We start from the raw sequence: 24,297 nt of genomic DNA, 5'->3' as shown, positions 1-24,297 counted from the left end.
ACCCCGTCTGTTCCGCCTGTCCGAACACAACCTCGTCCGTTGAATCGACGATTATATAATAAATCTTATTCGAACTTCCCGGTTCCGTCTCTCGCGCCACGAGTGGGGCTGGGCGCTCCTCCCCCGAGATATCCGCTGCGTAATTCCCTTCGAATCCAAATATAACAACTTTATTATGTTCTAATATCACTCGCTGTATTGCGTTCTATCCTCTCGAATATCAGTAAATAAATAGTTTTATTGTACATCATTGTATTCTATACTCCGAGGATGACACGCGATAGCACGACAATCGACAGGCGGACGGCGCTGAAACTGACCGGGGGCGTCGCGACGTCGGGGCTCGCCGGGCTCGCCGGCTGCGCCGGCGGCACGGGCGGTTCGGGCGATTCCGACGGCTCCACGGACGGATCGGGCGGGACGGACGACTCGGAAGGATCCGGAGACACGGCGACCGACTCGGGCGGCTCCGAAGAGTTGACGTCGATCGTCCACGGCGCGACGAACGGCGGAACGACGGGAATCCTCACGTCGGTGATGACTGACCAGGGATTCGACGAGGACCACGGGTTCACGCTGCAGGCCGAAGGCTTCGCGAGCCCGCCGAAGGTCCAGCAGCAACTCGTTTTCAACGAGGACATCCCGACGGGATACATGGGTTCGATCGTCGCGACCCGGATGCACTCCAAGGGTGAGAACCCGCAGCTCATCGGGCCGTACATGCTGTATCACGCGTACATCGTGACGCGTTCGGATACCGACATCGAAGGGCCGACCGATCTCGCCGGCAAACAGATCAGTTTCGCCAGCGAGGCGGCCGACGCCTGGTTGAAGTTCGTCGTGATGCTCGACGAGGCCCACGGGGTCTCCCGCGACCAGTACGAGTTCGTGCAGGCGGCCCCGCCCGCGGCGCTGTCGCTCCTCGACAAAGGTGAACTCGACGCGATCCTCACGTACGAGCCGCTGATGACCAAGGCGCTGCTGCAGTACGACTTCGAGACGGTCTTCTCGCCGCGGGAGGCCTGGCGCGAGGCCGAGGACCTCCCGCTGACGACGGTCGACCTGGCGTGGACGAAAGAGTGGTACGACGCCAACCCCGACGCCGGCGTCAGCCTGGCCGAGGCGTTCATCGACACCCAGCAGTACCTGAACGAGAACGTGGACACCGTCGTCGAGGAGTACAGCGATTCGATCGGTCTCGAGAGCCAGGAACAGATCGACCTCGCGAAGGAACGACTCGTCGACATCTACCCCAGCGAGTGGGACATCGAGGCGTTCCAGGAGTCCGAGCGGCTGATGGTCCAGAAGGCCCGCGACCTCGGCTTGATCGAGGCCGAACCGACCGACGACATCTTCAACGAGGTGCTGTGACGTGTCGCTCGGAGTCGCCGACTCGGTTCTCGGTCGGGGGACGCCGCTCGGACGGCTCTTTCACCGGTACCAGCGGTACGTCTACTACGCCATCTCGATCGTGGGCTTTCTCGTCGCCTGGGAGGTAGTCGCACGCTCCGTCGCCGCGAACCTGCTTCCCGGCATCGTCCCGGTCGCCAACGAGATGATCGCCATCGCCGTCAGCGGCGCGTTCTTCACCCACCTCCTGGATACCCTTTCCCGCGTCGCAGTCGGGTTCTCCCTCGCGATCGGGACGAGCATCCCGCTCGGCATCGCGATGGGGCGGGATCACCGCGCGGAGTACCTGTTCGACCTCCCGATCCTCATCGGCATCTCCGTGCCCGGGCTGGCGGTCGCCATCGTCGCGATCATCTGGTTCGGACTCTCCGATCTCGCGGCGTACTTCTCGGTGTTCTTCCTGGCGACGCCGATGATCGTCTTCAACTTCTGGCAGGGCACGAAATCGATCGACGAAGACCTCATCCGGATGGGCCGTTCCTTCGAGGTCTCCCGGATCAGTCTCATCCGCAACGTCGTCCTGCCGTCGCTGCTTCCCCACCTCCTCGCGGCGGCTCGGTTCGGCCTCGCGATGAGCTGGAAGATCATCGTCATCGTCGAACTGCTCGGGCTCACCAGCGGTATCGGATTCATGATCAACCGGCAGTTTCAGCTGTACTCCGTCGTCGGCGTCTTCGCCTGGACGCTGGAGTTCACGTTCGTGATGATGGCGATCGAGTTCGGGATCATCAAGCGGGTGGAAAAGCGCGTGACCGCCTGGCGCGGTGACGGCCACGACGGAGGTGCGAGAGCCGCATGACGCGAATCAGGATCGACGGCGTCGACAAGGCGTACCGACAGATGAACGGCACGAACCTCCGAGTGCTCGACGATGTCGACTTCGAGACCGGAGAGAACGACTTCCTCTGCATCCTCGGCCCCTCGGGCTGTGGGAAGTCGACGCTCCTCAACATCATCGCCCAGCTCGAAGAGCCCTCCTCGGGATCGGTCCAGATCGGTTCCGAGGGCGAGTCGACCGACGTCTGCTTCGTTTTCCAGGAGCCTCGCCTCCTGGACTGGCGCACGGTCAGAGAGAACATCGAGTTCGCACTCGACGGCAAGGACGTCCCGAAAGACGAGTGGGACGAGCGGATCGAGACCTACCTCGAACTCGTCGGACTCGGCGACTTCGCCGACGAGTACCCCCGTTCGCTCTCCGGCGGGATGCAGCAGCGCGTCTCTATCGCCCGCGCGATGGCGGTCGAACCCGACGTGATCCTGATGGACGAGCCCTTCTCCAGCGTCGACGAGATCACGGCGCGGAACCTCCGGAGCGACCTCGTCGACATCTGGAAGGAGCAGAAGCGGACCATCGTCTTCGTGACGCACGACGCCATCGAGGCGACGTTCCTCGCGAACCGCGTCCTCGTGATGTCGCACCGTCCCTCGAACGTGCTCGTCCACGAGAAGATCGACATCGATCGGCCGCGAAGCATCGACGACCCCGAACTCGTCGAACTCGCCGAGGAGTTCGTCGGGCAGCTCGAAACCAGGGCGGGGGCGACGAGCTAATATGGAGGTGACGCTCCTCGGAACGGGCTGTCCGGCCCCGAACCTCGACCGCGCCGGCACCGCGCTGACCGTCAGCGTCGACGGCGAGACGTTCCTCGTCGACTGCGGTCCGCGAACCGTCTACGAACTGCTCCGGAACGGCATCGATCCGGGATCGATCTCGGAGCTGCTGTTCACGCACCACCACGTCGACCACAACGCGGCGTTCCCGCACTTCGCGATCTCCTCGTGGACCGCGGGTCGGGAGTCGCTTCGGGTGTACGGGCCGGACGGCACCGACGACCTGATCGACGCGCTCTACACCGTCTACGACGAGGACCTCGCCTACCGCGCGGAGGTGGGATACGACGCGAGTGGGATCGAGGACATCGAGTGGATTCCCGTCGAGGACGGCTCCCGGTTCGAGCGGAGCGGGACTACGATCGACGCGCTCGCCGTCGAGCACTCGATCGAGACGTACGCGTACCGATTCGAGGGGCCGAACGGCGAGCGCTTCGTCTTCTCGGGCGACACCCGAAAGCTCGATGCCCTCGCCGACTTCGCCGCGGACGCCGACGTGCTCGTCCACGACGCCCATATGTCGCCCGTCGGCGACCCGCCCCGCGACTCGGGGGAGGAGTTCGTCTACGAGCGGTACCAGTCGCCGTACCCGGACGAGATGTCCGAGCAGTTGGCGCAGACACACTGCACGCCCGAACAGGCCGGCGAGATCGCCGCCGCGGCGGGCGTCGAGACCCTCGTCCTGACGCACTTCCCGCCGTACCGAGACACCGACGCGATCTGGCGGGGCGCCGCCGACGCCTTCGACGGGCGGATTCTCGTCGGCCACGACGGGCTCGAAATCGACGTCGCGAACGCGGTACCGACCGACGACCAACGCGAATCGCTCCCCGCGGAATCGCCGCGCGTGGGAGCCTCCCGAGATCGATACTATGAGCACTGACGGACACACTGTCGTCGACACCGACGTCCACATCTGGGAACCGATGGAAGACCTGGTAGAGTACTTCGAGGACCCCTGGAAGACGCGGCTCGAACGCGGCTGGGAGGACTTCGCCCGCCGGGCGTTCTTCCCGAAGTCCACTGGCGACCGCTTCGTCGGCGGGCGACTGGACCGCAACGTCGCCGGGATGGACTCGTCGTATCCGGGCGAGATGCGTCCCGAGGAGATCCCGGAGGCGATGGACTACCTCGGCGTCGACAAGTGCCTCGTCCTCTCGCATCTCATCCTCGCCGCCGCGCCGGCGCTCGGCGGTGACGACACGCGGATGACGACGTTCGCGAGCGGCGCGACCGACTACCTGCTCGACCAGGTCGTCGACCCCAGCGAGGGCATCTACACGGCGATTCCGATCCCGCTCGACGACCCGGACGACGCCGTCGACCTGATCGACCGCGTCGGCGACGAGGAGGGGATCACCGGCGTCTACATGATCACAGGCGGCGCGGAGCCGCCGCTCGGGAACCGCCAGTACGAGCCGGTCTACCAGGCGGCCTCCGAAAAGGACCTGACGGTCTGTTATCACACCAGCGGCGCGGGGATCGACAACTATCACACCAAAGGCTACGAGAAGCTCATCGAGACCCACACGCTGGGCTTCGTCGAGAACAACTTCGCGCAGGCGGTGAGCGTGCTCGTCCAGGGCATCCCCGAGAAGTTCCCCGATCTGGATTTCGTCTTCCTGGAGGCGGGGATCTTCTACGTCTCGCTGCTTATGAGTCGGCTGGACTGCGAGTACCTCAAGCGGCCGTCGGAGGCGCCGGTGCTGGAACAGCGCCCCAGCGAGTACATCAAGGAGTCCTTCTACTTCGGGACGCAGCCGCTGGAGACCGAGGTCGACCCGAAGTACCTGGAGACGGTGATCGATATGATCGGCGGTGCCGGTCGGTTGATGTACGCCTCGGACTACCCGCACTGGGACTTCGATCGCCCGACGCGCATCACCGACCAGTCGTTCCTCTCCGACTCGGAGAAGGCGCAGATCCTGGGGACGAACGCCGAGGAGGTGTTCGGCATATGACCCGCGTCCGGGTCGCCGACGCCGACGCCTTCGACGACGGCTCTCGCGCCGTCGTGACGCTGAACGGCCACGAGATCGCCGTCGTCAACCACGACGGCGAGTGCTACGCGATCTTGAACCGCTGCGCTCACGACGGCGGGTCGCTCGACGAGGGCAAGGTCCACGGGCGACTCGTCGCCGACGTCACGGAACCGGGCGAGCGCGACGTCGAACGGTTCTGTGAGGACCCCTCGATCACCTGCCCGCTACACGGCTGGGAGTACGACCTCGAAACCGGCGTTCACGTCGGTGACGGGGGGATCCAGCTCCCGACGTTCGACGTCGTCGAGGCCGACGGCGACCTGTACGTCACGGACGGCGACGCCTCGGATTGAGCGCGGCGTCGTCACTGCGCGCTGCGCATCACGAACAGCGACATCGGAAGGCTGGCCGCGACGAGGCCGTAGACGCCGCCGAGGAGGGGATCGACGCCGACGGACGGGCCGAGCAGGTAGCCGGCGAGGAAGCCGATCGGGTCGAGAACCACGGCGAGGACGACGATCTGTCGTTGGAAGGGCTGCGCGTCGAACCAGCGGGAGAGACCGGGGAACATCGGAGGACGCCTTCGGATTTCTCCGTCGCCGACAAAGCTGTTGTCCCTCGATAGCCGGCCCGGAGACCGCTTCGACGGCGTGACGCGTGACCGCGGGAATTCGTAGCGAATAGTCGGCACCCGCCGCGACGACGCCGCCCGCAACGCCGTCGCCGTCGTCCCCGCGTCGACGTGCCGAGCAACCGCGACCCGACGCGGGGTATCCGTCAGATCACGCGCTCTCTGGCCGCTCCTTCGTATATAAACCCTCGTCGCAGTCGCTTTCGGATTTGGGTCTCACTGTTGCGATTTCTCTGCTCACTTCGTTCGCAGAAGAAGTGCGCCGGCCGGGAGTCCCGCGAGTCGGACGAGCGGGACGTCGGGCGGCGGACGACTGAACGGAGTGCGCCGGCCGGGAATTGAACCGGAATCAGACGTGCTCGCTCACTCCGTTCGCTGCGCGCGACTGATAGGGTTCAATTCCCGTCGTTGCGATTTCTCCGCTCACTTCGTTCGCAGAAGAAGTGCGCCGGCCGGGAATTGAACCCGGGCTAGTGGCTTGGGAAGCCACTGTCCTACCACTGGACCACCGGCGCGCCGTGCCGTCCTGCACTCGAAACAGAGCCACACGCCGGACTTAAGGATGACGGAACGGCGGGTGCGGGCGGTCGATCCGCCGACGGCGTCGACGCCGGCCGGATCGACCTGCGATCACAGATCGAGCCCTTCGCTGTGGCTGTGCTCGTCTGCCGGGAAGTCACGGGATTCGACCGCGTCGCGGTATCGCTCGATGGCCTGGCGCATCTCGCCGCGGACGTCGCCGAACGCCTCCGCGAACGGCGGCACCCGCTCGGAGAGCCCGACCGCGTCGTCGACGACGAGCACCTGCCCGTCCGTCTCCGGCCCCGCGCCGATGCCGACGACCGGGATGTCGAGTTCCTCGCTCGCGGCCGCGCCGACCTCCCGCGGCACGTGTTCGATCACCAGCGAGAACGCGCCGGCCTCCTCGTGGGATTTCGCGAGATCGAGCATCGCCGCCGCCTGCTCCGCCGTCGTTCCCTGTCGGGTGTAGCCGCCGACGCTGTTGACGTGCTGCGGCGTGAGGCCGACGTGCGCCATCACCGGGATGCCGAGACGCGTCATCGCCTCGGTCAGCTCCACCGTGTGCGGCCCGGACTCGATCTTGACCGCGTGCGCGCCGGCCTCTTTCAGCAGTCGACCGGCGTTTTCGAGGCTCTGCGCCCGGTCGACGCCGTAACTGAGAAACGGGAGGTCGGTGACGACGAGCGCGTCGTCGACGGCGTTCACGACCGAGGTCGTCGCCCGCGTCATATCGTCCATCGTCACCGGCAGCGTCGACTCGTAGCCGAAGACGGCGTTCCCGATGCTGTCGCCGACGAGCACGACGTCGATTCCCGCCTCGTCGGCCAGCGCGGCCGTCGGGGCGTCGTAGGCCGTGAGCATCGTCACCGGCGTCTCCTGCTCCTGTATGCTCGCAACGGTCGTCATCGTTTCCCACTCGTCCGCGCGGGGCCTTCAAATGATCCGTCCGGACGTCCCGACCACGGCGAGTCCGGCGCTCGGGGTGCCCCGATCACGACGAGTCCGGCTCCCGGAGCCCCCGCGCCGCCTCCCAGGTGCCGATCAGCGTCCGCAGGGTCCTGTTCACCGGCACGTCGACGCCGTGCTCGCGCGCCCGTTCGACGACGTAGCCGTTGATGACGTCGACCTCGGTGCGCCGTCCGCGCTCGATATCGCGGTACATCGACGACTCGTTCGCCGCGGTCGCGGCGACGACCTCCTCGACCGCCGCTGCGGTCTCCTCGTCGTCGATATCGACGCCGCTCGCCCGGGCCGTCGCAGCGACCTCGCGAGCGATCGGCTCAACGAGGTCCGATCCGGGTGGTTCTCCGAGTGCGCCGTTCTCCACGCGGGCGAGCGCGGTCGTCGGGTTGACCGCCGCGTTCGCCGCGAGTTTGCGCCAGAGCCGACGGCGGATCCCGTCGGCGTCCTCGACCGCGACCGAGAGGTCCGCCGCCGCGAACGCCTCTCCGACCTCCTCGGCTACTCCGTCGGCGTCTCTCGGATCCCAGGGACCGACGACGACGTCGCCGCTCCCGTTCCAGGCGACTTCTCCGGGCCCTTCTCGGACCGCCCCGTAACTGGTCGTCCCCGCCAGTACCGGGCAGTCGAGGTGACGGGCGAGCGTCTCCTCGTTTCCCATCCCGTTCTGGAGCGAACAGACCGCCCGGAACGCTCCGGTCGCGAGTTCCTCGGCGGCCGTCTCGGTGTCGAACGCCTTCACGGTGACGAGCGCGAGGTCAGCCGAGAGGCGGGTCCCGTCGGTCGTCACCGCCGGTCGGACGACGAACTCGTCGACGCCGGTGACGCGGAGCCCCGAGTCGCGGACGGCGGACACGTGCGGGTCCCGCCCCACGAGCGTCACGCTGTGTTCGGGAACCCGCGCGAGCAGCGCGCCGAACAGGCTCCCGATGCTGCCCGCGCCGAAGACGACGATGTCCATACCGGAGCCACGACGGCGACGGAGAAAGTGGTTGTGCTGGGGGTCGGCGGTCGAGACCATTCAGTTTCGGGGCCGTTCGTCGATCGCGGCAGCGGCTGCCGCGACCAATCCGGCGAGAGAACTGAACAGTCGTCCACCGATCGGGGGAGACGGGTGAGTATTAGTGCTCCGAGCCGGTATCTCTATCCGATGACTACGGACGGGACGGTCCTCGAAGCGGACGCACCGCTCGACCTCCGACTCTCGGAGGCCGAACTCGACGCGACGACCGAGCACCTCACCTCGTTTCTCCGCGACGTCGTCGACGACGCGGGCGCCGAGGGGGCGGTCCTCGGCCTCTCCGGCGGTATCGACAGCACGACCGTGGCGTACCTCGCCGTTGAGGCGCTGGGCGCGGAGAACGTCCACGGGCTCGTGATGCCGAGCGTCGCGAACACGGAGGACAACATGAGCGACGCCGAGTGGGTCGCCCAGGAACTCGAGATCGAGTACGACGTCGTCGAGATCCAGCCCATCGCGGAGACGTTCTTCGACACGTTCCCGGAGGCCGCCGACGACCGGACGGCCGCGGGGAACGTCTACGTCCGCATCCGCGCGGTGCTGAACTACTTCGTCGCCAACCACGAGAACAAGGTTGTCCTCGGCACCGGCAACCGCTCGGAGGCGCTGACGGGTTACTTCACGAAGTACGGCGATCAGGCCGTCGACTGCAACCCGATCGGTAACCTCTACAAACAGCAAGTCCGACAGCTCGCGAGCGCGCTCGGCGTTCCGGACGCCCTCGTGACGAAGACGCCCTCCGCCGAGATGTGGGCCGGCCAGACCGACGAGGAGGAGATGGGTCTGGACTACGACACCCTCGACGCCGTGCTCGCGCTCCACGTCGACGGTCCGCTCTCGACGGCCGCGACCGTCCGGCACCTCGACGTCACCGAAGCGCAGGTCGAACGCGTCGTCGAACTCTACGAGAAGAGCGCGCACAAGCGGGCGATGCCCCCGGCCCCGGAACCGCTGCACCGGTAGTGTCGCTGCCGCTGTACCGCTGCCTCGACGTCGCTGCAGCCCGCGTCGTCGTACGCTCCGCAGCGCCTCGCCTCTACCGACCGCGACCCTTTTGTTCGGAGGCGGCCATCTACGGCACGATGCGACTCGGTATCCTCGGGACGATCCAACTGGCGGCGACGCTCGTCTTCGCCGCCCCGGTGGGAATCTTCGGCCTCACCCGACTCCTCGAAGGCGACACGGTCATCGGCGGCGGCGCGGTCGCCATCGCGGTCGGGATGGTCGCGCTGCCCCACTACCTCACGACGCCCACGGACATCCCGATGCAGCTCGGCGAGCGCGCGGTGGGGCTGGTCGTGAAGACGCCCGAGGACGACGACGACGCGTAGACGACGTGTTCGGAAGTCCGCGGACCACCCTCTCCCCCGTCGACGCCCTCATACTGATCACTCTCACTTTTTACCACCGGGCGCCGGCAACGGGGGTTGCGCCCGGCGGTACGAGACGAGAGTAATCAGTATCGACCCTGCGGCGCGAACGACCGCGTTCCGTCTCCGACCAGTTCGTATCCCGCCTCGGTCACGACGACGAGGTCGCCCAGACGGACGGAGCCGTGCTCGGGGTCGGTCAGGCCCGGAGCGACCGCGAGAACGCACCCGACGTCGAGCGTCTCGCCCGCCCGGAGGAACGGCCGCTCGCGACGCGAGAGGCCGACCCCGTGGCCGGTTTCGATCGGGTCACCGCCCGGGTCACCCTCGCCGGATCCGCCGGTCGGATCGAACCCGAACGCGGTCAGTTCCGCCTCCGCTTCCCTCCGGACGTCGGCGGCGTCGGCGCCCGGTTCGACCTCGTCGAGGGCGGCCTCCAGCGCCGCCTCGACGGCGACGTAGGCGCGGCGCTCCCACCCGCCGTCGCTGTCGACGGCGACCGTCCGCGAGCGGAAGCCGTGGTAGCCGTGTGGCTCCCGGGGCGCGACGTCGATCCGGACCGGCTCGTCGGTGGCGATCGGCTCGTCGGCGCTCTCACTCCCCGTCGCCCCCGCCGCGACGACCGTATTCCCCGCCGAGTCGACGCCGCGGCGTGCGAGTTCGGCGTTCACGACCCGCCGGAGACGCTCGGCCGTCAGCGGCGCGTCCCCCCACCGGAGTTCGTCGCCGTCGTCCGTTTCGGCCGCCGCGAGCACGCGCTCGCCCCGGTCGGTGGCGCGGACGGCCGCTCGCTGGACGGCGCGGACCGCGTCGAGTTCCCCGTCGGTCTTCGTCGCCCGCGCGTCCGCGACGGCGGTCGTCGATCGCAACTCGTACCCGGCGCGCTCCAGGTAGACGGCGGCGTCGTGGGGGATCGACGACGGTACCAGAACGGTCCGGGGGGCCGCCTGCTCGGCGTCGACGACCCCGTCGAGCACGGCCGCGGCCCGTTCGCCGGGGTGGTCGCCGGGGCGGTCGCTCGAGACGCGGCCGTCGAACCGTCGGGCCGCCCGCGCGACGTGTCCCCGGGGTGCGCACAGCACGTCCGCGTCGAGCGTCCGGACGTACGCGCAGTCGTCTTCGGAGCCCTCGAAGCGCGTCAGAAACCGGAGGTCGGCGTCGCGTCGGTCGCCGACGGCGACGAAGCCGACCGCGTCTCGCTCGTCGAGGGCGGCGTCGAGAAACGAGCGGTCGGTCGTGGGTGGAGCGGGAGACGGTGGGGGGTCGCGTGCGGGTGGGGCAGCGGACGGCCCGGCGGTCGCTCCCGACGGATCGCGGTCGTCGGTCACGCGCGCTCAGGCGTCCGGTTCGGGCGCCGGAACCTCGCCCTCCTGGGCGTCCGCCAGGAGCGACTCGACGGGCTCGTCGCGGATCTCGTTGTGCAGCAGGACGCTCACGGGGAGCGTCGGCGCGCCGCTGACGAGGTTCTCGAGGAGGACGAGTCGCTCGCGGGCACGGGACATCCCGACGTAGAACACCCGGCGCTCGTTGTCGGTGAGGATCGGCACCGGATCGGTCGTCGAGGTGAACTCCTCGACGCCCTCGACCTCCTCGTCCTCGACGGAGGCGGCCATCTGCTCGACGACCTTCTCGGTCAGGTCGGTGGCGACGAAGACGTGATCGGCCTCGCGGCCCTTCGCGGAGTGGATCGTGCCGATCCGGACGCGACTGGGGTCCATTCCCTGGTACTCGCCGGTGAAGTACGCCTCAACCGACTTCCGCTGGAACGACGTCACCTTCCGGAGCATGTCGCCCGCGTCCTTGGTCCCGGGCGCGAACGGAGCGAACTCCGAGATCACGTCGGGATCGACGCTGAGGTCGGTCAGGTCGTCGACGCCCGCCGCCTCCTGGAGTTCGTCGATGCGGTCGAACAGTTCGTCGCGGTCGTTCGCGCCGAACGCCGAGTCCTGCAGCATGTCCGCGAGCCGTCGTGCCTGGAGGCCGTCGACGGGTTCGTCGTCTTCGAGCGCCTCGACGGCGCGGACGTACTGCGTCAGCCGGTCGGTCCACATCCGCTGGTCGGTGAGCGCCGAGAAGGGCATCCCGAGCGGGAGGAACTCGTCGATGAACTGGAAGAGCTGATACCGCGCGCGGAACAGGATCATAATCGTCTCGTCGTCGTCGCCCTGTTCGATCGTGTAGCGGACGTTGCGCGCGAGATCCAGCATCGACGGCGACTCGATGCCCTCGACGACGCCGCCCTCCTTCCGCGGGTGGAGGTCCTTCTCCTGGCGCTTCTCGATGTGGCGGATCTCCTGGTTGACGACGTTGAGGACGTTCGAGGGGAGCCGATAGGAGTTCGGGAGGACGACGTCCTCGTCGCGGTCGGCGTCGAGGAGCAGATTGGGGTCTGCGCCCTGCCACGCGTAGACGACCTGGTCGTCGTCGCCGGCGATGAGGACGCGTTCCATGTGCGGCTTCCACTCCTCGTAGACGTCGTACTGGAGGGTCGTGATGTCCTGGAACTCGTCGATGACGAGGTAGTCGACGTGGGGGACGAGCGAGCGCTCCTTCACCCGTTCGAGCATATCCGCGAAGCCGACGAGGCCGTGTTCGCCCTTGTAGCCGCGCCACGCCCGGATGACCTCGGGGACGTCGATCCGGTCGTCGTCGGAGGGCCACGTCGGCGTGTACTTGTTCCCTTCCTGGGCGTTCGGATCGACCTCGGGCGGGAGTCGGACCTCCTCGACGTTCCACTGGAAGGGGACGTCGTACCACTCCGAGACGTCCCGTCGGGTGCGCTGGAGCCACTGACTCGTCGCGATGATCTTGTTCCCGATGGTCGTCGACCGCGCGGTCCGGCGGCCGGCGCCGCCGTACTCGTCTTCGAACTCGACGCCGTACTCCTCGCAGAACTCCTTCTTGTCGCTCTCGCCGACGACGTCGTTCCGCGACAGGTCCAGCAGTTCGTACGCCTTCGCGTGCATCGTCGCGACGTTGCCCTTCAGGGCGCGCGGCGAGACGTCGCGTCGCTCAGCGAGGCGCTCGCGGACCTCGGCGGCGGCCGCCCGCGTGTAGGAGACGACGAGGATGTCGCGGATCGAGACGTCCTCGCGCTCCAGCAGTTCGTCGACCCGATCGAGTAGTGCCGTCGTCTTCCCGCTCCCGGGGCCACCGAACAATCGGGTGACTTCCGCGTCCGAGTCGCTCATTAGACACGTTCACGGGCTTGTACCTGATAAAAGACGTGTTTCGAAGGAACCGGGCCGCTCGCCGCCGATCAGGTCCGGGGGTCCCACCCGCAGACCCCGCAGACGGACGCCGAGTCGTCGTGGAGTGCACCACACTCCGGACACTGCTTCTTGTTATACGAGGTCTCCCAGTCCACTGTCTCGATGTCGTGACCGCGGTCGTCGAGGAACTGGTCGAACAGCGCATCGTCGGAGCTCGGTGCTGAGGCCATACACGCTATGGTATGGCGTACCACTATTTAGTCCTATTGCCGACCGATTTCCCTCGCATAATCAGGGACCAAACACTTTTGTCGGTGACTAGTAACGTCTACCGTGTATGACAGGCGACGACATCCACGCGCTCAAGAAAGCGCTCGTTTCCGACGCGGAAGTGCGTGAACGGTTCCAGGCCGACCCCGACGCCGTCCTTCGGGAGTACGGACTCTCCGACGTCGACGGCCTTCCGGGGGAACCGGACGGCGACTTCGACCCGCGATCGTGGCTCATTAACAACTGACCGCGATCGGGAATTCGATCGCCGGCGTTTTTCACGACCCGCGATTTTTCTCGCTCCCGGAGGAACACTATCACCACTCGCCTCTACGTCGTCGGACTCGGTATGGTCGGCTGCAACCAGCTGACCGACGAGGTCGACGTCGCGCTCGATCGCTCGGACCGGATCTTCCTCTTGCATCCCCACGACATCGTGGCCGAGGCCCTCTCCGACCGCTTCGGGGCCGTCGTACGCCTCGGGTCGGAGTACGAGGAGGGCCGACCGCGGGCGGAGACGTACGACAGCATCGTCGACCGGGTGGTCTCCGCCGCTGCGGACGCCGATTCACCGGTGGCGCTCGCCACCTACGGGCATCCGACCGTGGGCGTCACGCCGACGGACGACATCGTCCGCCGCGGGGAGGCGGCCGGGGTCGACGTCGACGTCCGCCCGGGGATCTCGTCGCTCGACGCGATGTACGTCGACTTGGGTCTGAACCCCTTCGAGACCGGTCTGCAGATGTTCGAGGTGAACGACCTGCTGCTCCGGGAACTGCCGCTGACCCCGTCGGTTCCGGCGTTTCTCTTCCAGGTCGGAACGGTCGGGTCCCGACTCTACACCGCGAGGCCGAACGCCCCCGAGCGGTTCACGCGACTCCGACGCTACCTGGAGCGGTTTTACCCGCCGACACACGAGGTGTCGCTGGTCCGGGCCGCGACGCTTCCCTTCGAGTCGGGAGACGTCCAGACGTTCGAGCTGTCGGCGTTCGAATCGATGGCCGCGGAGGTCCACCCCAGCCACACGCTCTACGTCCCGCCCGTCCGCTCGGAAGCGGCGCCGAACGAGGAGTACCGCGACGACCTCTATTCACGGGCGCATCTCGACGAGATCACGGCCGACGACGAGTTCCCGGCCGACTCCGACGAGTGAGTCGATCGGTATCAGTCGTCCATCGGATCGTACACGCACAGCAGACACGAACACATCATCGAGATGTACGGGTACTCGCGTGCGAACGAGTAGTCGAAGTCGAGGCGCTCCTCGTCCTCACCGCGCCGTTCGAGCCGGCAGATGAAACTGGCCGCCCGAACGGAGCGGTGTAACCCGAAGACGATCGGCGGGACGGAGCCGAGGTAGATGAGGTACCGGTAGACCGTCGGGACGCTCGTGATGCTCTGGAGGATGCCGAGAACCAGCAGCACGATGGCGAACAACAGGAGCAGCGTCGTCTGCTGGTGGATCTCGCTTCGGTGTTTGATCTCGACGTTGTTGTGGAGGATCCCGGCCTGGTGGTCCTCGAGCAACCGACTCTGGAACTCCGCCTGTGAGATGTCCGGGCCGCCGTCTTCGGCGGTCCCGTACTCCTCGACCAGCGAGTCGAACGTCAGATCGGGCGAGTCCCCGAAGCCGCCGTACAGCGTCAGCCCGCGGTAGATGTACGCGGAGGCGAACACGGACATCGTCGAGAACAGCAGGGCGACGACGGCCCACGGCAGCGCCGGCGCCAGCAACTCCGGCGTCGAGACGAAGATCGGAACGAACGCGCCGATGACGACGAAGTTGAGTCGCATGATGCGGAGCGACTCGTTGTCGGCGTCCTCCGCGATGTCGATCTGGTGGTCGATGACCGTCCGCGTCTCCTCGAGGGCGTCCTGCTGGTAACTGAACACCCGGCGGCTCTCGGAGACGAGTTCGTCGACGGCCTTCGAGATCTCACCGTCGCTCACGTTCGCCTCCTCCCGACCACGACCGGAACCGCTCGTCCGCCCTCGGCCGTAGCCGGGGCTACGTCGGTGACGCCGACTCCGACCCCAACGGGCGTCGCCCTCACGGTCCGTCCCTCCGCGCTCGTCGATTCACTCGTTGGGGTACCTCGTTCGCACGTCGTAAAAAACGCATCCCCGGACCCATCACGGCTGAAACGTCGTCGCGACCTCCCGGTAGATCCGGTAGCACCGCGCCAGCACGTCGACGCTCACGGACTCGCCCGCCGTGTGGGCCTCCCCGGGTTCCGCTGCGCCGCAGACGACACACGTCGTGCCGGCCTGCGCGAGCCACCCGGCGTCGGTCGCGTGGGGTTTCGTCACCCGCTCGGGCGTCGCCGACTGCGCCTCGTCCGCCGCGGCGAGCGCGGCGTCGGCGAACCGCCCGTCGTCGCAGGCCATCGGCGGGAGGTCCTGGTCGACCGTCCACTCGACGCCGTCGATCGATTCGACCGCATCGAGGCGCACGCGCTCGCCGGGCACAGTGCGCTCGTCGACCGTCACGGTACAGCGCTCGGGGACGACGTTCCACGCCGATCCGCCGTCGATCTCGGTGACGACGAGGCTCCCCGCCACCCGCTCGCCGAGCACCGTCGCGTCGGGGGCGTCGAGACCGCGCACGACGTCGACCGCGTCGCAGGCGCGGTACACCGCGTTCTCGCCCGCTTCGGGTTCGCTCGCGTGCGCCGCGGTCCCGCGCGCCGTGAGCGTGGATCCCCGCCGCCCGCGGTGGGCGACGACGACGTCCGTCTGGTCGTCGCCCGCGTAGTTCGTCGACCCCTCGCCGACGACGGCGTACTCCGGCGCGAAGCCGTCGTCGATGGCGGCGCGGGCGCCCACGCCGCCCTGCTCCTCACCGACGAACGACGCGAAGACGAGTTCGCCCGCGGGGTCGGCGTCGCGGAAGGCGAGCATCGCGGCCGCCAGCGACCCCTTCATGTCGGCCGTGCCGCGGCCGTACAGCCGCCCGTCGCGTTCCTCGACGACGTACTCGACGTCGTTCGTGGAGGTCTCGCCCTCGTTGGCCTCGTTTCCGTCGGCGATATCGTCCCCGACGCCGTCGTCGGCTGCGGGGCCGTCTCCGGCGGGCCCGACGACCTGGGAGCCGTCGGGTTCGACGACGTCGTGGTGGCCGACGAGCGCCAGCGACGCCCCCTCGCCGCGGCGTGCGACGACGTTGCCGTGTCGGTCGCGCGTCACGTCGGCGTCGGTCTCCGCGCGCAGCCACGACTCGATCGCGTCACCGGCGGCCGTCTCGTCCTCGTGGCTCGGGATCGAGACGAGCCGGCGCGTCAGTTCTCTCACTTCGGTCCGGTTCGCGCTCACGCTCGAACGTGCGTCGCTGTCGTAGAAAAGCCTCGGGGAACCGACGGCGTGGCTGCCCGCGCCGACCGCGACGCGTCCCGGCCGGCGAGGCGGTCAAAGCGCCGTCGACGTTGCCGCCGGCGACGCGATCAAAACACCGCAGCCGCCGCGTCGACGCCGTGGCCGGCTACGCTTCGACGGCCAGGTCCTCGAAGAACGCGAGGTCGTGGATCCGGCTGTCGTCTGTCAGCTCCGGGTGGAACGCGGTGCCGACGACCGGGCCGTCGCGGACGGCGACCGGTCGACCGTCCCACTCCGCGAGGACCTCCACGCCCTCGCCGACCTCGTCGATGACGGGCGCGCGGATGAACACCGCCGGGAACGGCTCGTCGAAGCCCGTCACGTCCAGCGGGGCCTCGAAGCTGTCGACCTGCCGGCCGAACGCGTTGCGGTCGACGGTCACGTCGAGGAGGTCGAGCGTGTCGACCCGCTCGTCGTTGGCGTCCCGGGCGGCGACGATGAGTCCCGCACACGTCGCCAACACCGGCTTCCCGGCCGCGACGTGTTCTCTGATCTCCGCGTCGATTCCCTCCCGTGCCAGGAGTCGGGAGATGGCGGTCGACTCCCCGCCCGGGAGCAGGAGGACGTCGCAGTCGGGCACGCGCCCCGACTGTCTGATCTCGATCACTTCGACGTCCTCGCCGTGGGCTTCGCCGGCTCGACGGATCGCTGCGGCGTGCTCTGTGACGTCGCCCTGGACGGCGACGACGCCCGCTCGTACCATACGCGTCGCTCGGAGTCGAATCGATAAAAAGCGTCCGTTGTCCCGGCCGGGCTCGACGGGTGCGGCTGGCGCGCAGCCGTCGGGTGGGGTCCCGATCGACCGTTCAGATCGCGACGGCGTTCAGCACCAGGACGCCGACGCCGAAGAGGAGGCCGAAGGCGAAGACGGTCTTCGGATCGATGCGGATGGCGTTTCGGTCCTCGGCGTCGAAGTAGCGGACGAGCCCCGCGCTCGACATCAGGCCGCCGCTGTTCTGACCACTGCTCATACTCTCTCGTCGGTGCTGACTCGCCTAAACGTTTCGGATCGCTCAGCGGTCGCCGCCAGCCGTGTGAACCCCAGCATCGAAGTCGTCGTCCCCCGGTACGGAAGTCGCCGTCTCCCGGCGCCCGATCGGCGCCGATCCGGGGGATACAGCGGTGGAAACGCTTATGCGACGCCCCGTGCAACGTCGCTACGCACACGATGACCGTCCGAGTACTCGATTTCTACGCCGACTGGTGCGGCCCGTGCAAGAAGCAGGATCCGATCCTCGAAGAGCTCGAAGCCGACTACGGCGACGTGGAGTTCCAGAAGATCGACGTCGACGAGGAACAGGACGTGGCGAACCAGTATCAGGTCCGCTCGCTCCCAACGATCGTGATCGAACGGGAGGGCGAGATCGTCGACCGCTTCGTCGGCTTCACCCAGCGCGAGGACATCGAGGCCGCGCTGAAAGGCGCCGTCCAGCCGGCCGGGGCCTAATTCGCCTCGCACCGCGCGGACGCCGTCTCGCTGTTTCTCCCGGGGTTCGTTCGGAGTCTCCCGTCTCGCAAGCGTTATACTTCCGCGTCCGGAACCCGCGTGTATGGCCAAGAACGAAGCTGCGGTGAAACGGATGCTGGAGAAGCAGATCTGTATGCGCTGTAACGCCCGCAACCCCCAGCGCGCCGACGCGTGCCGCAAGTGCGGCTACAAGAACCTTCGACCCAAGTCGAAGGAACGCCGCGCCGCGTAAGTCCGCTACTCCTCGGGATACTTCGGCTCTCTGCGCTCGGCCCGTTCGAGCGCCCGCGCGATCACCTCGCGGACGGAGTCGTCCTCGCCGTCGGGGTCCGCGCGATAGACGTCGCCGTGACCGGCGTACAGCGCCGACACCGTCTCCGGCAGCCGATCGAGCAGCCGTTCGAGGCTGTCGATGAGTTCCTCGCGGGACTGTCCCGGCATATCCGTCCGGCCGAAACTCCCGTCGTCGAACGCGCCGTCGTTGTAGACGACGACGTCGCCGCTGAACACCCGCTCCTCCCCGACGAGCGAGACGTGATCGTCGGCGTGGCCGGGCGTGTACACCACCTCGTAGGACTCCCCGCACAGTTCGACCGTCTCGCCGTCTTCTAACCCCCCCGTCCGCCGCGGGTGTTCGCCGTAGGCGTACAGGTCGGCGTCGAAGCGGTCGAGTACGGCGTCGAGTTCGCCGACGTGGTCCCGGTGCTGGTGGGTGAGATACACCGCCTCCAGGTCGTCGACGTGAGAGGCCACGACGTCCTCGACGCCCGGCATCGTTCCGGCGTCGACGAGGACGGGGTCCTCGCCGTCGAGCAGGTAGGCGTTGCAGGTGAACTCGGTCGCGCCCTCGGTGACCGTGTGGATCTCCATACGCTCCGTTCCCGTTCGCCGACGAAAAAGCCTCGGCCGGGCGGCGACGGTCGCTCCATCGGCGATCGCCCGACTCGACGAGGGTTTATGTACGAACGGGCGGCCAGTGTCCCCGTGACTTGAGCCTCGTCCCGCGTCGCTCTGCGGTCGTTCGGCGCCTCGACGCGGGAGTTGATCGCGACGACGGAGGTGAGGCCGTCGTCGCGGGCGGTGTGCCGACTGTTCGCCAATACGCAGCGCCGAGGGCGTCCGCCTGTCTCTCGGGGCGGTGTCACCCCGCCGAGAGCGGTGCTCCGGCCGACGCCGACGTCCGCTCGCCCCCGTCGGATCCTGCGTGTGTTTTTTGTCGGTCTGCCTCCTATGTCTCCCTGTATGGGATTTGGGAGCTACGACGAGTCCGAACAAGAGAATCAGGACTTCGACACCGATCTCGACGACGGCGACGGGGTCGCGACCTCCCAGGCCGAGCACGGGGGAGACGTCGAGTTCGAGATCGGCGCGTCGAACGACGAACTTCTGGATCGGCTCAAAGACATCAAAGACGAGGGGGAGTAGCGTCAACGCGGCTGCGGCTCACAGAGGGGTGAGCCGCCGGTGAAGCCAGGCACGCGGGCGCTCGGCGTCGCGGAGTCGACGGACGAAGACAGCGGCCGCGCCGTCCTCTGTGGAGCCGTCGTCCGCGCCGACCGCGTCGTCGACGGCTTCGCGTACGCGACGGCGACCGTCGGCGGGCTGGACGCCACCGACGCCGTCTGCGCGCTCGTCGATCGAGCGGATCGCGAGGACGTCCAGTACCTGCTGGTCTCGGGCGTCGCGCCCGCCTGGTTCAACGTCCTCGATCTCGATCGGATCGCCGAGGTCGCCGAGCGACCGGTGCTCTCCGTGTCCTACGAGGCGAGCCCGGGGCTGGAACCCGCCCTCCGCGAGCAGTTCGACGGCGAGGCGCTCGACTCCCGGCTCGCCGTCTACGAGCGGCTGCCACCCCGCCGACGCCTCCGCGTCAACGGCGAGACGCTGTTCGTGCGGAGCGTCGGCCTCGGAGACGGCGACTCCGGACGTTCCACCGACGGTGCCGGCGACGATCTCGACGATCTCGACGACGAGGCCGCTCGGATCGTCCGCGCGTACACGCCGACCGGCGGCCGACCGGAGCCGGTTCGGGTCGCTCGTCTCGCCGCCCGCGCAGCCCGACAGTGGCCCGAGCGGGCGCCCGTCGACTCGGACCGTCACGGGTAAGTCGTCGCCGGCCGCCTCTCCGGTATGACCGGCGAGGAGACCGACACGGCCACGGGCGACGCCGCCGCTGCCGATTCGATGGAGGGGCTCGCCGTCCGCGCCTGTGAGCGCTGTCCCGAACTCGTCGAATCGAGATCGCAGATCGTCGACGGCGTCGGCCCCGCGGACGCCGACCTCCTCTTTCTCGGCGAGGCGCCCGGCGCGAACGAAGACGAGGAGGGGGAACCGTTCGTCGGGCGCTCGGGAAGCATCCTCGACGACGCGCTTCGCGACGCCGGACTCGCCCGCGTCGACGTCCGGATCACGAACTGCGTGCGGTGTCGGCCGCCGGAGAACCGAGACCCCACGAGTGAAGAACTCGCGAACTGCCGCGGCTACCTCGAACGCGAACTCGGTCTCGTCGATCCCGCACTCGTCGTCACGCTCGGGAAGGTGCCCTCCGAGCACCTGCTGGACCGATCGGTCGCCGTCACGAAGGAGGCCGGCGACGTCGTCGACGTCCGACTCGGCGAGCGCTCCTACCGCGTCGTCGTCTCGGTCCACCCGGCGGCGACCCTGTACGACGGCAGCCAGCGGGAGACGTTCTTCGAGACGATCGCCCGCGCCGCCGACATCGCCGGCGTCGGCGGCGACGACGGCGGTCAGGCGGGCCTCGACGACTTCTGATCCACCCCCTCGGTATCGGACGCGCGGAGGCCGGGCGGAGCGATTCGCACCGACAGAAAGTGACTTTGCCCCGCCCGCTCGATTCGGTGTATGAGCACGACGACGAGAGAGACCGACGAGGCGCTAGCCGAGATCGTCCTCGTCGACTACGGCCTCGGCAACCTCCGCAGCGCCCAGCGGGGGCTCGAACGCGCCGGCGCGTCGGTCTCGATCACCGACGACCCGGACGACTTCGCGGCCGCAGACGGGATCGTTCTCCCCGGCGTGGGGGCGTTCAGCGAGGGGATGGAGAACGCCGGGCCGTTCCGCGACCCGCTCGCGGCGGCCGCCGACCGCGGCCAGCCGATCTTCGGGATCTGCCTCGGGATGCAGATGCTTCTCACCACCAGCGAGGAGGCCGACCACGCGGGACAGGGGCAGGTCGAGGGTCTCGACTTCGTACCCGGAACCAACGTGCGGTTCGGACAGGAGCTGAAAGTGCCGCACATGGGCTGGAACGAACTCGACGTCCAGCGGGATCACCCGATCGTCGAGGGCGTCGACGGCGAGTACGCCTACTTCGTCCACTCGTACTACGCCGAACCCGACGACCCCGACGCCGTGGTCGCGACGACCGACTACGGGGTGTCGTTCCCGGCGGTCATCGCCAACGAGGCGGGCAACGTCTTCGGGACCCAGTTCCACCCCGAGAAGTCCGGCGAGACCGGCCTGCGGATCCTCCGGAACTTCGTCGACTACTGCGCCGATAGGTAGGGCGACAGCAGAGCGGTCGGCCCGGACGTGCGGGACCGAGCGCGTTCTCCCCGACGGGCTTTTAGGATCCCGTGGAGTAGACCGCGCTATGCAGGTAGTCACGTTGGGCCCCGAAGGAACGTACTCCCACCGCGCCGCCCGCGCCGTCGACGAGGACGTCGTGTTCCGCGAGTCCGTCTCGGGCATCGTCGACGCGGTCGACAGCGGCGAGTACGACCGCGGCGTCGTCCCCATCGAGAACAGCATCGAGGGGAGCGTCACCGAGACGCTCGACGCCATCGCGAACGCGGACATCGCCGTCATCCAGGAGATCGTCACGCCGATCCGCCACGCCCTCCTCGCGCAGTCGCCGAACTTCGACACGGTCGCCTCCCACTCGCAGGCGCTGGCGCAGTGTCGCTCCTACCTCGAACGCGAGTACCCCGACGCCGAACTGGAACCGGTCACCAGCACCGCCCGCGGCGTCGAGTACGCTCGCGAGGACGCCACGGTCGCCGGAATCGGTCACCCGGACAACGCCGGCGACGACCTTGAGGTTATCGCCGAGGACATCCAGGACCGCTCCTCGAACGCGACCCGGTTCCTCGTCATCGCGCCGGCCGAAGAGCGCGCCGACGGCGGCGGGAAGTCGACCATCGTCGTCTACCCGAACGCGAACTACCCCGGACTCCTGCTCGAACTCCTGGAGGCGTTCGCCGAGCGCGACATCAACCTCTCGCGGATCGAATCGCGCCCGAGCGGCAACCGCCTCGGCGATTACCTCTTCCACATCGACTTCGACGCGGGCTTCTACGAGGACCGCGCCCAGGAGGCGCTCGAAGACGTCGAGGAGATCGCAGAGAACGGATGGGTCAAGCGACTCGGATCGTACGACAAGCGACACGTCCTCTACTGAATCGGTATAGGCGTCGCTTCTGGACGCCACAGCGTGCGATTTGCGATCACGCGTCCTGTCGAGTTTATTATCTCGCGGCGCGTCTGTGAGATTGGTGAAATTACTATGATGAGACGCTCCCCCAGTTTCGACGACATCGAGTTCGACGACCTCTTCGGCCGGATGTCCCGGCAGTTCGAGGAGATGAGCCGACAGTTCGACAGCACCCGTTCGTTCGGCCGCGATATGGCCGTCGATCTCCGCGAGGAGGACGACGCCTTCGTCGCGGTGATCGACCTCCCGGGCTTCGAGAAGGAGGACATCGACCTCGCCGTCACCGAGAACGTCCTGACTGTCGAGGCCTCCCGGACCGAGTCCGCCGAGACCGACGAGGACCACTACGTCCACCGCGAGCGACGCTCCGAGGGCGCGCGGCGCTCGATCCGTCTTCCCGCGGCGGTCCACGCCGACGACGCCTCGGCGACGTACAACAACGGCGTCCTCTCCGTGACGCTGCCCAAACTGGTCGTCGACGACGACGAGGACGCCCACCACATCGACGTGGAGTAGCGTCGCCTCGCTTTCGGTGTCGAAACAGCGAAGGATTTTTCGGATTTCGGCCGGCCACACCGACCGATGAGCGATTCGCTCCTCCGTCAGACCCTGGGGAGTTTGTTCGATCTCCTGTCGGCCCTCGGCGTGCTGATGGCGTTCGTGACCGGGTTTTATATGATCTACGCGGGGCTGTTCGGCGACCCGCTGTTCGGGCTCTTCGACGAACTGTGGTGGTCCGGGATCGGCGTGCTGACGATATTCCAGGGGTTATGGGGTCTCTCGGCCCTCTGAACGTGCCGACACCGACGTTTTATCCCGCTACCGCTCGCCCCCGCGAGCGACGTACAGCGTCTCGCCGCCGGGAAGCGATTCCGTCGTGGTCGAGACCGCCGGCGAGTCGTACCCGAGGGTCGTGAAGAGGAAGTCGGCGTCGACGGCCTCGGCCACCTCCAGCGCCGGTCGGTGGAGCTCCGGCGGGAGGTTCAGACCGTAGACGAGACCGACGTGGTAGGCTTCGCCGGGATCGTCGCGTTCGCTGGCCGCGACGACGTCGTCGCGGACGAACGGGACGGACGCGGGGACGTCGACGTCGTCGGCGTCGGCGACGTCCGTGGCGGTGACTGAGACGCCGGCGTCGGCGAGGCCGACCGCGACTTCCGGACGGCGACCGACTCCGATCTCCACCGCGGTCTCGTACGCCGAAAAACGGGCGACGAGAGCGGTATTACGGCGCGTTTCCACGGCGGGATATTTATCAATCCACCCCGCTTAAGGCCTTCTATGCTCGTCGACATCGTGCCGATCGGGGACCTCTCCGCGCAGGTGAAGCGCGAGGCGTCGGCCGCGCTCAGAGGGGTCTACGACTGCGACGTCACGGTCCAGGAGGAACAGTCGATCCCCGACGGCGCGTTCGACCGCAGCCGGAACCAGTACCGCGCCGAGCAGTTCATCGAACTGGCGAGTCGCGTCGGCACCGGCGAGAAGAACATCGGCATCACCTCCCAGGACCTCTACTACCGGCGGCGAAACTACGTGTTCGGGCTGGCGTACCTGAACGGCAACGGCTCCGTGATCTCGACGCACCGACTCCAGACCTCCTCCGACGGCGGCATCACCACGAAACCCCAGTCGGAGGTGTTCGCCGACCGCGTCCGCAAGGAGGTCGTCCACGAGATCGGCCACACGCTCGGACTCGAACACTGCGACAACAGCAAGTGCGTGATGTCTTTCTCCCCGACGGTCCGCGAGGTCGACGTCAAAGAGGAGAACCTCTGTGGGACCTGCAGTCAACTCCTGTACTGACCCCGTTCGAGCGCTTCCCGGTGGGGGACGCGAACCCGGATTCGAGACCGGCAGGAGCGGTACCGCTCTATTCTGACTGACAGAAAAATGTATATAACAGGCTAGTATCGAGAATATCACTTGATTATAATTCCAAACTCATACTCTAAGAGTGCAAAATAGACGAATAAATCTATTCTAATATCAAATTTATATTTATACAGTATATCAAT

The 24,297-nt window shown here is 67.5% G+C and carries 32 protein-coding genes and 1 tRNA gene; 20 read left to right on the top strand and 13 right to left on the bottom strand.

Translation table 11 applies throughout. The features are described from left to right. Positions 1 to 270 precede the first annotated feature (270 nt). Genes DV707_RS14285 through DV707_RS14260 form a run of 6 tightly spaced genes read left to right on the top strand, consistent with a single transcriptional unit; the run spans position 271 to position 5,356 of the window. Positions 271 to 1,371, top strand: coding sequence for an ABC transporter substrate-binding protein (locus tag DV707_RS14285; RefSeq protein ID WP_103993105.1), 1,101 nt, complete (start codon positions 271 to 273; stop codon positions 1,369 to 1,371). Between the two features lies 1 nt (position 1,372). Continuing rightward, a complete protein-coding gene (locus DV707_RS14280; RefSeq protein WP_103993106.1) occupies positions 1,373 to 2,209 on the top strand; it encodes an ABC transporter permease in 837 nt (278 codons plus the stop codon). Further along, on the top strand, positions 2,206 to 2,961 hold the full coding sequence (locus DV707_RS14275; protein ID WP_103993107.1) for an ABC transporter ATP-binding protein: 756 nt from the start codon (positions 2,206 to 2,208) through the stop codon (positions 2,959 to 2,961). The genes DV707_RS14280 and DV707_RS14275 overlap by 4 nt, the downstream gene beginning before the upstream one ends. A gap of 1 nt (position 2,962) precedes the next feature. Further along, complete coding sequence (locus DV707_RS14270; RefSeq protein ID WP_103993108.1) at positions 2,963 to 3,904, top strand: MBL fold metallo-hydrolase; 942 nt, start codon at positions 2,963 to 2,965, stop codon at positions 3,902 to 3,904. Next, positions 3,894 to 4,982 carry an amidohydrolase family protein gene (locus tag DV707_RS14265; protein WP_103993109.1) on the top strand — a complete coding sequence of 363 codons (1,089 nt, stop codon included), beginning with the start codon at positions 3,894 to 3,896 and terminating at the stop codon, positions 4,980 to 4,982. Before DV707_RS14270 ends, DV707_RS14265 begins: the two co-directional genes overlap by 11 nt. Then, positions 4,979 to 5,356, top strand: coding sequence for a Rieske (2Fe-2S) protein (locus DV707_RS14260; protein WP_103993110.1), 378 nt, complete (start codon positions 4,979 to 4,981; stop codon positions 5,354 to 5,356). The genes DV707_RS14265 and DV707_RS14260 overlap by 4 nt, the downstream gene beginning before the upstream one ends. 11 nt (positions 5,357 to 5,367) lie before the next feature. On the opposite strand, the gene DV707_RS14255 is transcribed toward DV707_RS14260, so the two are convergent. From DV707_RS14255 to DV707_RS14240, 4 genes are all read right to left on the bottom strand, one after another. After that, positions 5,368 to 5,574 (bottom strand): hypothetical protein, encoded by a 207-nt coding sequence (locus DV707_RS14255; protein WP_103993111.1) that lies wholly within the window; start codon positions 5,572 to 5,574, stop codon positions 5,368 to 5,370. Between the two features lie 504 nt (positions 5,575 to 6,078). Next, a tRNA-Gly gene (locus DV707_RS14250) sits at positions 6,079 to 6,149 on the bottom strand. Between the two features lie 115 nt (positions 6,150 to 6,264). Next, entirely contained in the window at positions 6,265 to 7,062 is a 798-nt protein-coding gene (gene panB, locus DV707_RS14245) for a 3-methyl-2-oxobutanoate hydroxymethyltransferase (RefSeq protein WP_103993112.1), read from the bottom strand. Positions 7,063 to 7,147: 85 nt separating this feature from the next. Beyond that, entirely contained in the window at positions 7,148 to 8,077 is a 930-nt protein-coding gene (locus DV707_RS14240) for a ketopantoate reductase family protein (RefSeq protein WP_103993175.1), read from the bottom strand. A gap of 189 nt (positions 8,078 to 8,266) precedes the next feature. Between DV707_RS14240 and DV707_RS14235 the strand changes: the two genes are divergently transcribed. Together DV707_RS14235 and DV707_RS14230 are read left to right on the top strand one after the other, a co-directional pair. Further along, positions 8,267 to 9,100 (top strand): NAD+ synthase, encoded by an 834-nt coding sequence (locus DV707_RS14235; protein ID WP_103993113.1) that lies wholly within the window; start codon positions 8,267 to 8,269, stop codon positions 9,098 to 9,100. Between the two features lie 119 nt (positions 9,101 to 9,219). Next, positions 9,220 to 9,468, top strand: a complete 249-nt coding sequence (locus DV707_RS14230; RefSeq protein ID WP_103993176.1) for a DUF7533 family protein — start codon at positions 9,220 to 9,222, stop codon at positions 9,466 to 9,468. 125 nt (positions 9,469 to 9,593) lie between these two features. Here DV707_RS14230 and DV707_RS14225 read toward each other — a convergent pair whose 3' ends face one another. The 3 genes from DV707_RS14225 to DV707_RS14215 all read right to left on the bottom strand — a co-directional run bounded on the left by DV707_RS14225 (position 9,594) and on the right by DV707_RS14215 (position 12,949). Further along, complete coding sequence (locus tag DV707_RS14225) at positions 9,594 to 10,835, bottom strand: M24 family metallopeptidase (protein WP_103993114.1); 1,242 nt, start codon at positions 10,833 to 10,835, stop codon at positions 9,594 to 9,596. Positions 10,836 to 10,841: 6 nt separating this feature from the next. Continuing rightward, positions 10,842 to 12,698, bottom strand: coding sequence for a UvrD-helicase domain-containing protein (locus tag DV707_RS14220; protein ID WP_103993115.1), 1,857 nt, complete (start codon positions 12,696 to 12,698; stop codon positions 10,842 to 10,844). A gap of 68 nt (positions 12,699 to 12,766) precedes the next feature. Continuing rightward, a complete protein-coding gene (locus DV707_RS14215; RefSeq protein ID WP_103993116.1) occupies positions 12,767 to 12,949 on the bottom strand; it encodes an HVO_0416 family zinc finger protein in 183 nt (60 codons plus the stop codon). A 107-nt stretch (positions 12,950 to 13,056) separates the two neighbouring features. Here DV707_RS14215 and DV707_RS14210 point away from each other — a divergent pair, with 107 nt between their 5' ends. Further along, positions 13,057 to 13,236 (top strand): hypothetical protein, encoded by a 180-nt coding sequence (locus DV707_RS14210; protein ID WP_103993117.1) that lies wholly within the window; start codon positions 13,057 to 13,059, stop codon positions 13,234 to 13,236. Between the two features lie 102 nt (positions 13,237 to 13,338). Continuing rightward, positions 13,339 to 14,142 carry an SAM-dependent methyltransferase gene (locus tag DV707_RS14205; protein ID WP_103993118.1) on the top strand — a complete coding sequence of 268 codons (804 nt, stop codon included), beginning with the start codon at positions 13,339 to 13,341 and terminating at the stop codon, positions 14,140 to 14,142. A gap of 11 nt (positions 14,143 to 14,153) precedes the next feature. On the opposite strand, the gene DV707_RS14200 is transcribed toward DV707_RS14205, so the two are convergent. From DV707_RS14200 to DV707_RS14185, 4 genes are all read right to left on the bottom strand, one after another. After that, positions 14,154 to 14,939 carry a hypothetical protein gene (locus tag DV707_RS14200; protein ID WP_103993119.1) on the bottom strand — a complete coding sequence of 262 codons (786 nt, stop codon included), beginning with the start codon at positions 14,937 to 14,939 and terminating at the stop codon, positions 14,154 to 14,156. 183 nt (positions 14,940 to 15,122) lie between these two features. Beyond that, complete coding sequence (locus tag DV707_RS14195; RefSeq protein ID WP_200820971.1) at positions 15,123 to 16,301, bottom strand: M20 family metallopeptidase; 1,179 nt, start codon at positions 16,299 to 16,301, stop codon at positions 15,123 to 15,125. A 166-nt stretch (positions 16,302 to 16,467) separates the two neighbouring features. Beyond that, positions 16,468 to 17,064, bottom strand: a complete 597-nt coding sequence (gene pdxT / locus DV707_RS14190) for a pyridoxal 5'-phosphate synthase glutaminase subunit PdxT (protein WP_103993120.1) — start codon at positions 17,062 to 17,064, stop codon at positions 16,468 to 16,470. 103 nt (positions 17,065 to 17,167) lie between these two features. Next, positions 17,168 to 17,332: a preprotein translocase subunit Sec61beta gene (locus tag DV707_RS14185; RefSeq protein WP_049985347.1), complete on the bottom strand. Its 165-nt coding sequence runs from the start codon at positions 17,330 to 17,332 to the stop codon at positions 17,168 to 17,170. Between the two features lie 197 nt (positions 17,333 to 17,529). Here DV707_RS14185 and trxA point away from each other — a divergent pair, with 197 nt between their 5' ends. Further along, entirely contained in the window at positions 17,530 to 17,808 is a 279-nt protein-coding gene (gene trxA / locus DV707_RS14180; protein ID WP_103993121.1) for a thioredoxin, read from the top strand. Between the two features lie 103 nt (positions 17,809 to 17,911). After that, positions 17,912 to 18,061, top strand: a complete 150-nt coding sequence (locus tag DV707_RS14175) for a 50S ribosomal protein L40e (protein ID WP_103993122.1) — start codon at positions 17,912 to 17,914, stop codon at positions 18,059 to 18,061. 5 nt (positions 18,062 to 18,066) lie between these two features. Here the strand turns inward: DV707_RS14175 and DV707_RS14170 are convergent, their stop codons facing one another. Next, a complete protein-coding gene (locus DV707_RS14170; RefSeq protein ID WP_103993123.1) occupies positions 18,067 to 18,699 on the bottom strand; it encodes an MBL fold metallo-hydrolase in 633 nt (210 codons plus the stop codon). Between the two features lie 372 nt (positions 18,700 to 19,071). On the opposite strand from DV707_RS14170, the gene DV707_RS14165 reads away from it, so the two are divergent. The 7 genes from DV707_RS14165 (at position 19,072) to DV707_RS14135 (ending at position 23,074) form a co-directional block, all read left to right on the top strand. Continuing rightward, the gene (locus DV707_RS14165; RefSeq protein WP_103993124.1) at positions 19,072 to 19,254 is read left to right on the top strand and encodes a DUF5786 family protein; all 183 of its coding nucleotides are present in this window, start codon (positions 19,072 to 19,074) and stop codon (positions 19,252 to 19,254) included. Positions 19,255 to 19,293: 39 nt separating this feature from the next. Continuing rightward, a complete protein-coding gene (locus tag DV707_RS14160; RefSeq protein ID WP_103993125.1) occupies positions 19,294 to 19,935 on the top strand; it encodes an endonuclease dU in 642 nt (213 codons plus the stop codon). Positions 19,936 to 19,959: 24 nt separating this feature from the next. Further along, positions 19,960 to 20,601 carry a uracil-DNA glycosylase gene (locus tag DV707_RS14155; RefSeq protein ID WP_200820972.1) on the top strand — a complete coding sequence of 214 codons (642 nt, stop codon included), beginning with the start codon at positions 19,960 to 19,962 and terminating at the stop codon, positions 20,599 to 20,601. Between the two features lie 90 nt (positions 20,602 to 20,691). After that, positions 20,692 to 21,354, top strand: a complete 663-nt coding sequence (hisH, locus tag DV707_RS14150; RefSeq protein WP_103993126.1) for an imidazole glycerol phosphate synthase subunit HisH — start codon at positions 20,692 to 20,694, stop codon at positions 21,352 to 21,354. Positions 21,355 to 21,442: 88 nt separating this feature from the next. Next, entirely contained in the window at positions 21,443 to 22,249 is an 807-nt protein-coding gene (pheA, locus tag DV707_RS14145) for a prephenate dehydratase (RefSeq protein ID WP_103993127.1), read from the top strand. 105 nt (positions 22,250 to 22,354) lie between these two features. Next, a complete protein-coding gene (locus DV707_RS14140; protein ID WP_103993128.1) occupies positions 22,355 to 22,798 on the top strand; it encodes an Hsp20/alpha crystallin family protein in 444 nt (147 codons plus the stop codon). A gap of 66 nt (positions 22,799 to 22,864) precedes the next feature. After that, positions 22,865 to 23,074: a hypothetical protein gene (locus tag DV707_RS14135; protein ID WP_103993129.1), complete on the top strand. Its 210-nt coding sequence runs from the start codon at positions 22,865 to 22,867 to the stop codon at positions 23,072 to 23,074. A 27-nt stretch (positions 23,075 to 23,101) separates the two neighbouring features. Here DV707_RS14135 and DV707_RS14130 read toward each other — a convergent pair whose 3' ends face one another. Beyond that, positions 23,102 to 23,467, bottom strand: a complete 366-nt coding sequence (locus DV707_RS14130) for a UPF0146 family protein (RefSeq protein ID WP_275046273.1) — start codon at positions 23,465 to 23,467, stop codon at positions 23,102 to 23,104. 96 nt (positions 23,468 to 23,563) lie between these two features. Here DV707_RS14130 and DV707_RS14125 point away from each other — a divergent pair, with 96 nt between their 5' ends. Next, positions 23,564 to 24,085, top strand: coding sequence for an archaemetzincin family Zn-dependent metalloprotease (locus DV707_RS14125; RefSeq protein ID WP_103993131.1), 522 nt, complete (start codon positions 23,564 to 23,566; stop codon positions 24,083 to 24,085). Positions 24,086 to 24,297 lie beyond the last annotated feature (212 nt).

The sequence above is a fragment of the Halobellus limi genome, from assembly GCF_004799685.1.
Lineage (GTDB): Archaea > Halobacteriota > Halobacteria > Halobacteriales > Haloferacaceae > Haloquadratum > Haloquadratum limi.
This window is presented reverse-complemented; position numbering and strand designations above follow the sequence as displayed.

Bases quoted from the DNA above. Each gene is read 5' to 3' on its own strand.
- DV707_RS14175 (WP_103993122.1), top strand. From the start codon at position 17,912: ATGGCCAAGAACGAAGCTGCGGTGAAACGGATGCTGGAGAAGCAGATC.
- DV707_RS14230 (WP_103993176.1), top strand. From the start codon at position 9,220: ATGCGACTCGGTATCCTCGGGACGATCCAACTGGCGGCGACGCTCGTC.
- pdxT (WP_103993120.1), bottom strand. From the start codon at position 17,064: ATGGTACGAGCGGGCGTCGTCGCCGTCCAGGGCGACGTCACAGAGCAC.
- DV707_RS14260 (WP_103993110.1), top strand. From the start codon at position 4,979: ATGACCCGCGTCCGGGTCGCCGACGCCGACGCCTTCGACGACGGCTCT.
- trxA (WP_103993121.1), top strand. From the start codon at position 17,530: ATGACCGTCCGAGTACTCGATTTCTACGCCGACTGGTGCGGCCCGTGC.
- DV707_RS14205 (WP_103993118.1), top strand. From the start codon at position 13,339: ATGGTCGGCTGCAACCAGCTGACCGACGAGGTCGACGTCGCGCTCGAT.
- hisH (WP_103993126.1), top strand. From the start codon at position 20,692: ATGAGCACGACGACGAGAGAGACCGACGAGGCGCTAGCCGAGATCGTC.
- DV707_RS14220 (WP_103993115.1), bottom strand. From the start codon at position 12,698: ATGAGCGACTCGGACGCGGAAGTCACCCGATTGTTCGGTGGCCCCGGG.
- DV707_RS14125 (WP_103993131.1), top strand. From the start codon at position 23,564: ATGCTCGTCGACATCGTGCCGATCGGGGACCTCTCCGCGCAGGTGAAG.
- DV707_RS14210 (WP_103993117.1), top strand. From the start codon at position 13,057: ATGACAGGCGACGACATCCACGCGCTCAAGAAAGCGCTCGTTTCCGAC.
- DV707_RS14155 (WP_200820972.1), top strand. From the start codon at position 19,960: ATGACCGGCGAGGAGACCGACACGGCCACGGGCGACGCCGCCGCTGCC.
- DV707_RS14240 (WP_103993175.1), bottom strand. From the start codon at position 8,077: ATGGACATCGTCGTCTTCGGCGCGGGCAGCATCGGGAGCCTGTTCGGC.
- panB (WP_103993112.1), bottom strand. From the start codon at position 7,062: ATGACGACCGTTGCGAGCATACAGGAGCAGGAGACGCCGGTGACGATG.
- DV707_RS14185 (WP_049985347.1), bottom strand. From the start codon at position 17,332: ATGAGCAGTGGTCAGAACAGCGGCGGCCTGATGTCGAGCGCGGGGCTC.
- DV707_RS14275 (WP_103993107.1), top strand. From the start codon at position 2,206: ATGACGCGAATCAGGATCGACGGCGTCGACAAGGCGTACCGACAGATG.
- DV707_RS14285 (WP_103993105.1), top strand. From the start codon at position 271: ATGACACGCGATAGCACGACAATCGACAGGCGGACGGCGCTGAAACTG.
- DV707_RS14140 (WP_103993128.1), top strand. From the start codon at position 22,355: ATGATGAGACGCTCCCCCAGTTTCGACGACATCGAGTTCGACGACCTC.
- DV707_RS14135 (WP_103993129.1), top strand. From the start codon at position 22,865: ATGAGCGATTCGCTCCTCCGTCAGACCCTGGGGAGTTTGTTCGATCTC.
- DV707_RS14270 (WP_103993108.1), top strand. From the start codon at position 2,963: ATGGAGGTGACGCTCCTCGGAACGGGCTGTCCGGCCCCGAACCTCGAC.
- DV707_RS14215 (WP_103993116.1), bottom strand. From the start codon at position 12,949: ATGGCCTCAGCACCGAGCTCCGACGATGCGCTGTTCGACCAGTTCCTC.
- DV707_RS14170 (WP_103993123.1), bottom strand. From the start codon at position 18,699: ATGGAGATCCACACGGTCACCGAGGGCGCGACCGAGTTCACCTGCAAC.
- DV707_RS14265 (WP_103993109.1), top strand. From the start codon at position 3,894: ATGAGCACTGACGGACACACTGTCGTCGACACCGACGTCCACATCTGG.
- DV707_RS14165 (WP_103993124.1), top strand. From the start codon at position 19,072: ATGGGATTTGGGAGCTACGACGAGTCCGAACAAGAGAATCAGGACTTC.
- DV707_RS14255 (WP_103993111.1), bottom strand. From the start codon at position 5,574: ATGTTCCCCGGTCTCTCCCGCTGGTTCGACGCGCAGCCCTTCCAACGA.
- DV707_RS14235 (WP_103993113.1), top strand. From the start codon at position 8,267: ATGACTACGGACGGGACGGTCCTCGAAGCGGACGCACCGCTCGACCTC.
- pheA (WP_103993127.1), top strand. From the start codon at position 21,443: ATGCAGGTAGTCACGTTGGGCCCCGAAGGAACGTACTCCCACCGCGCC.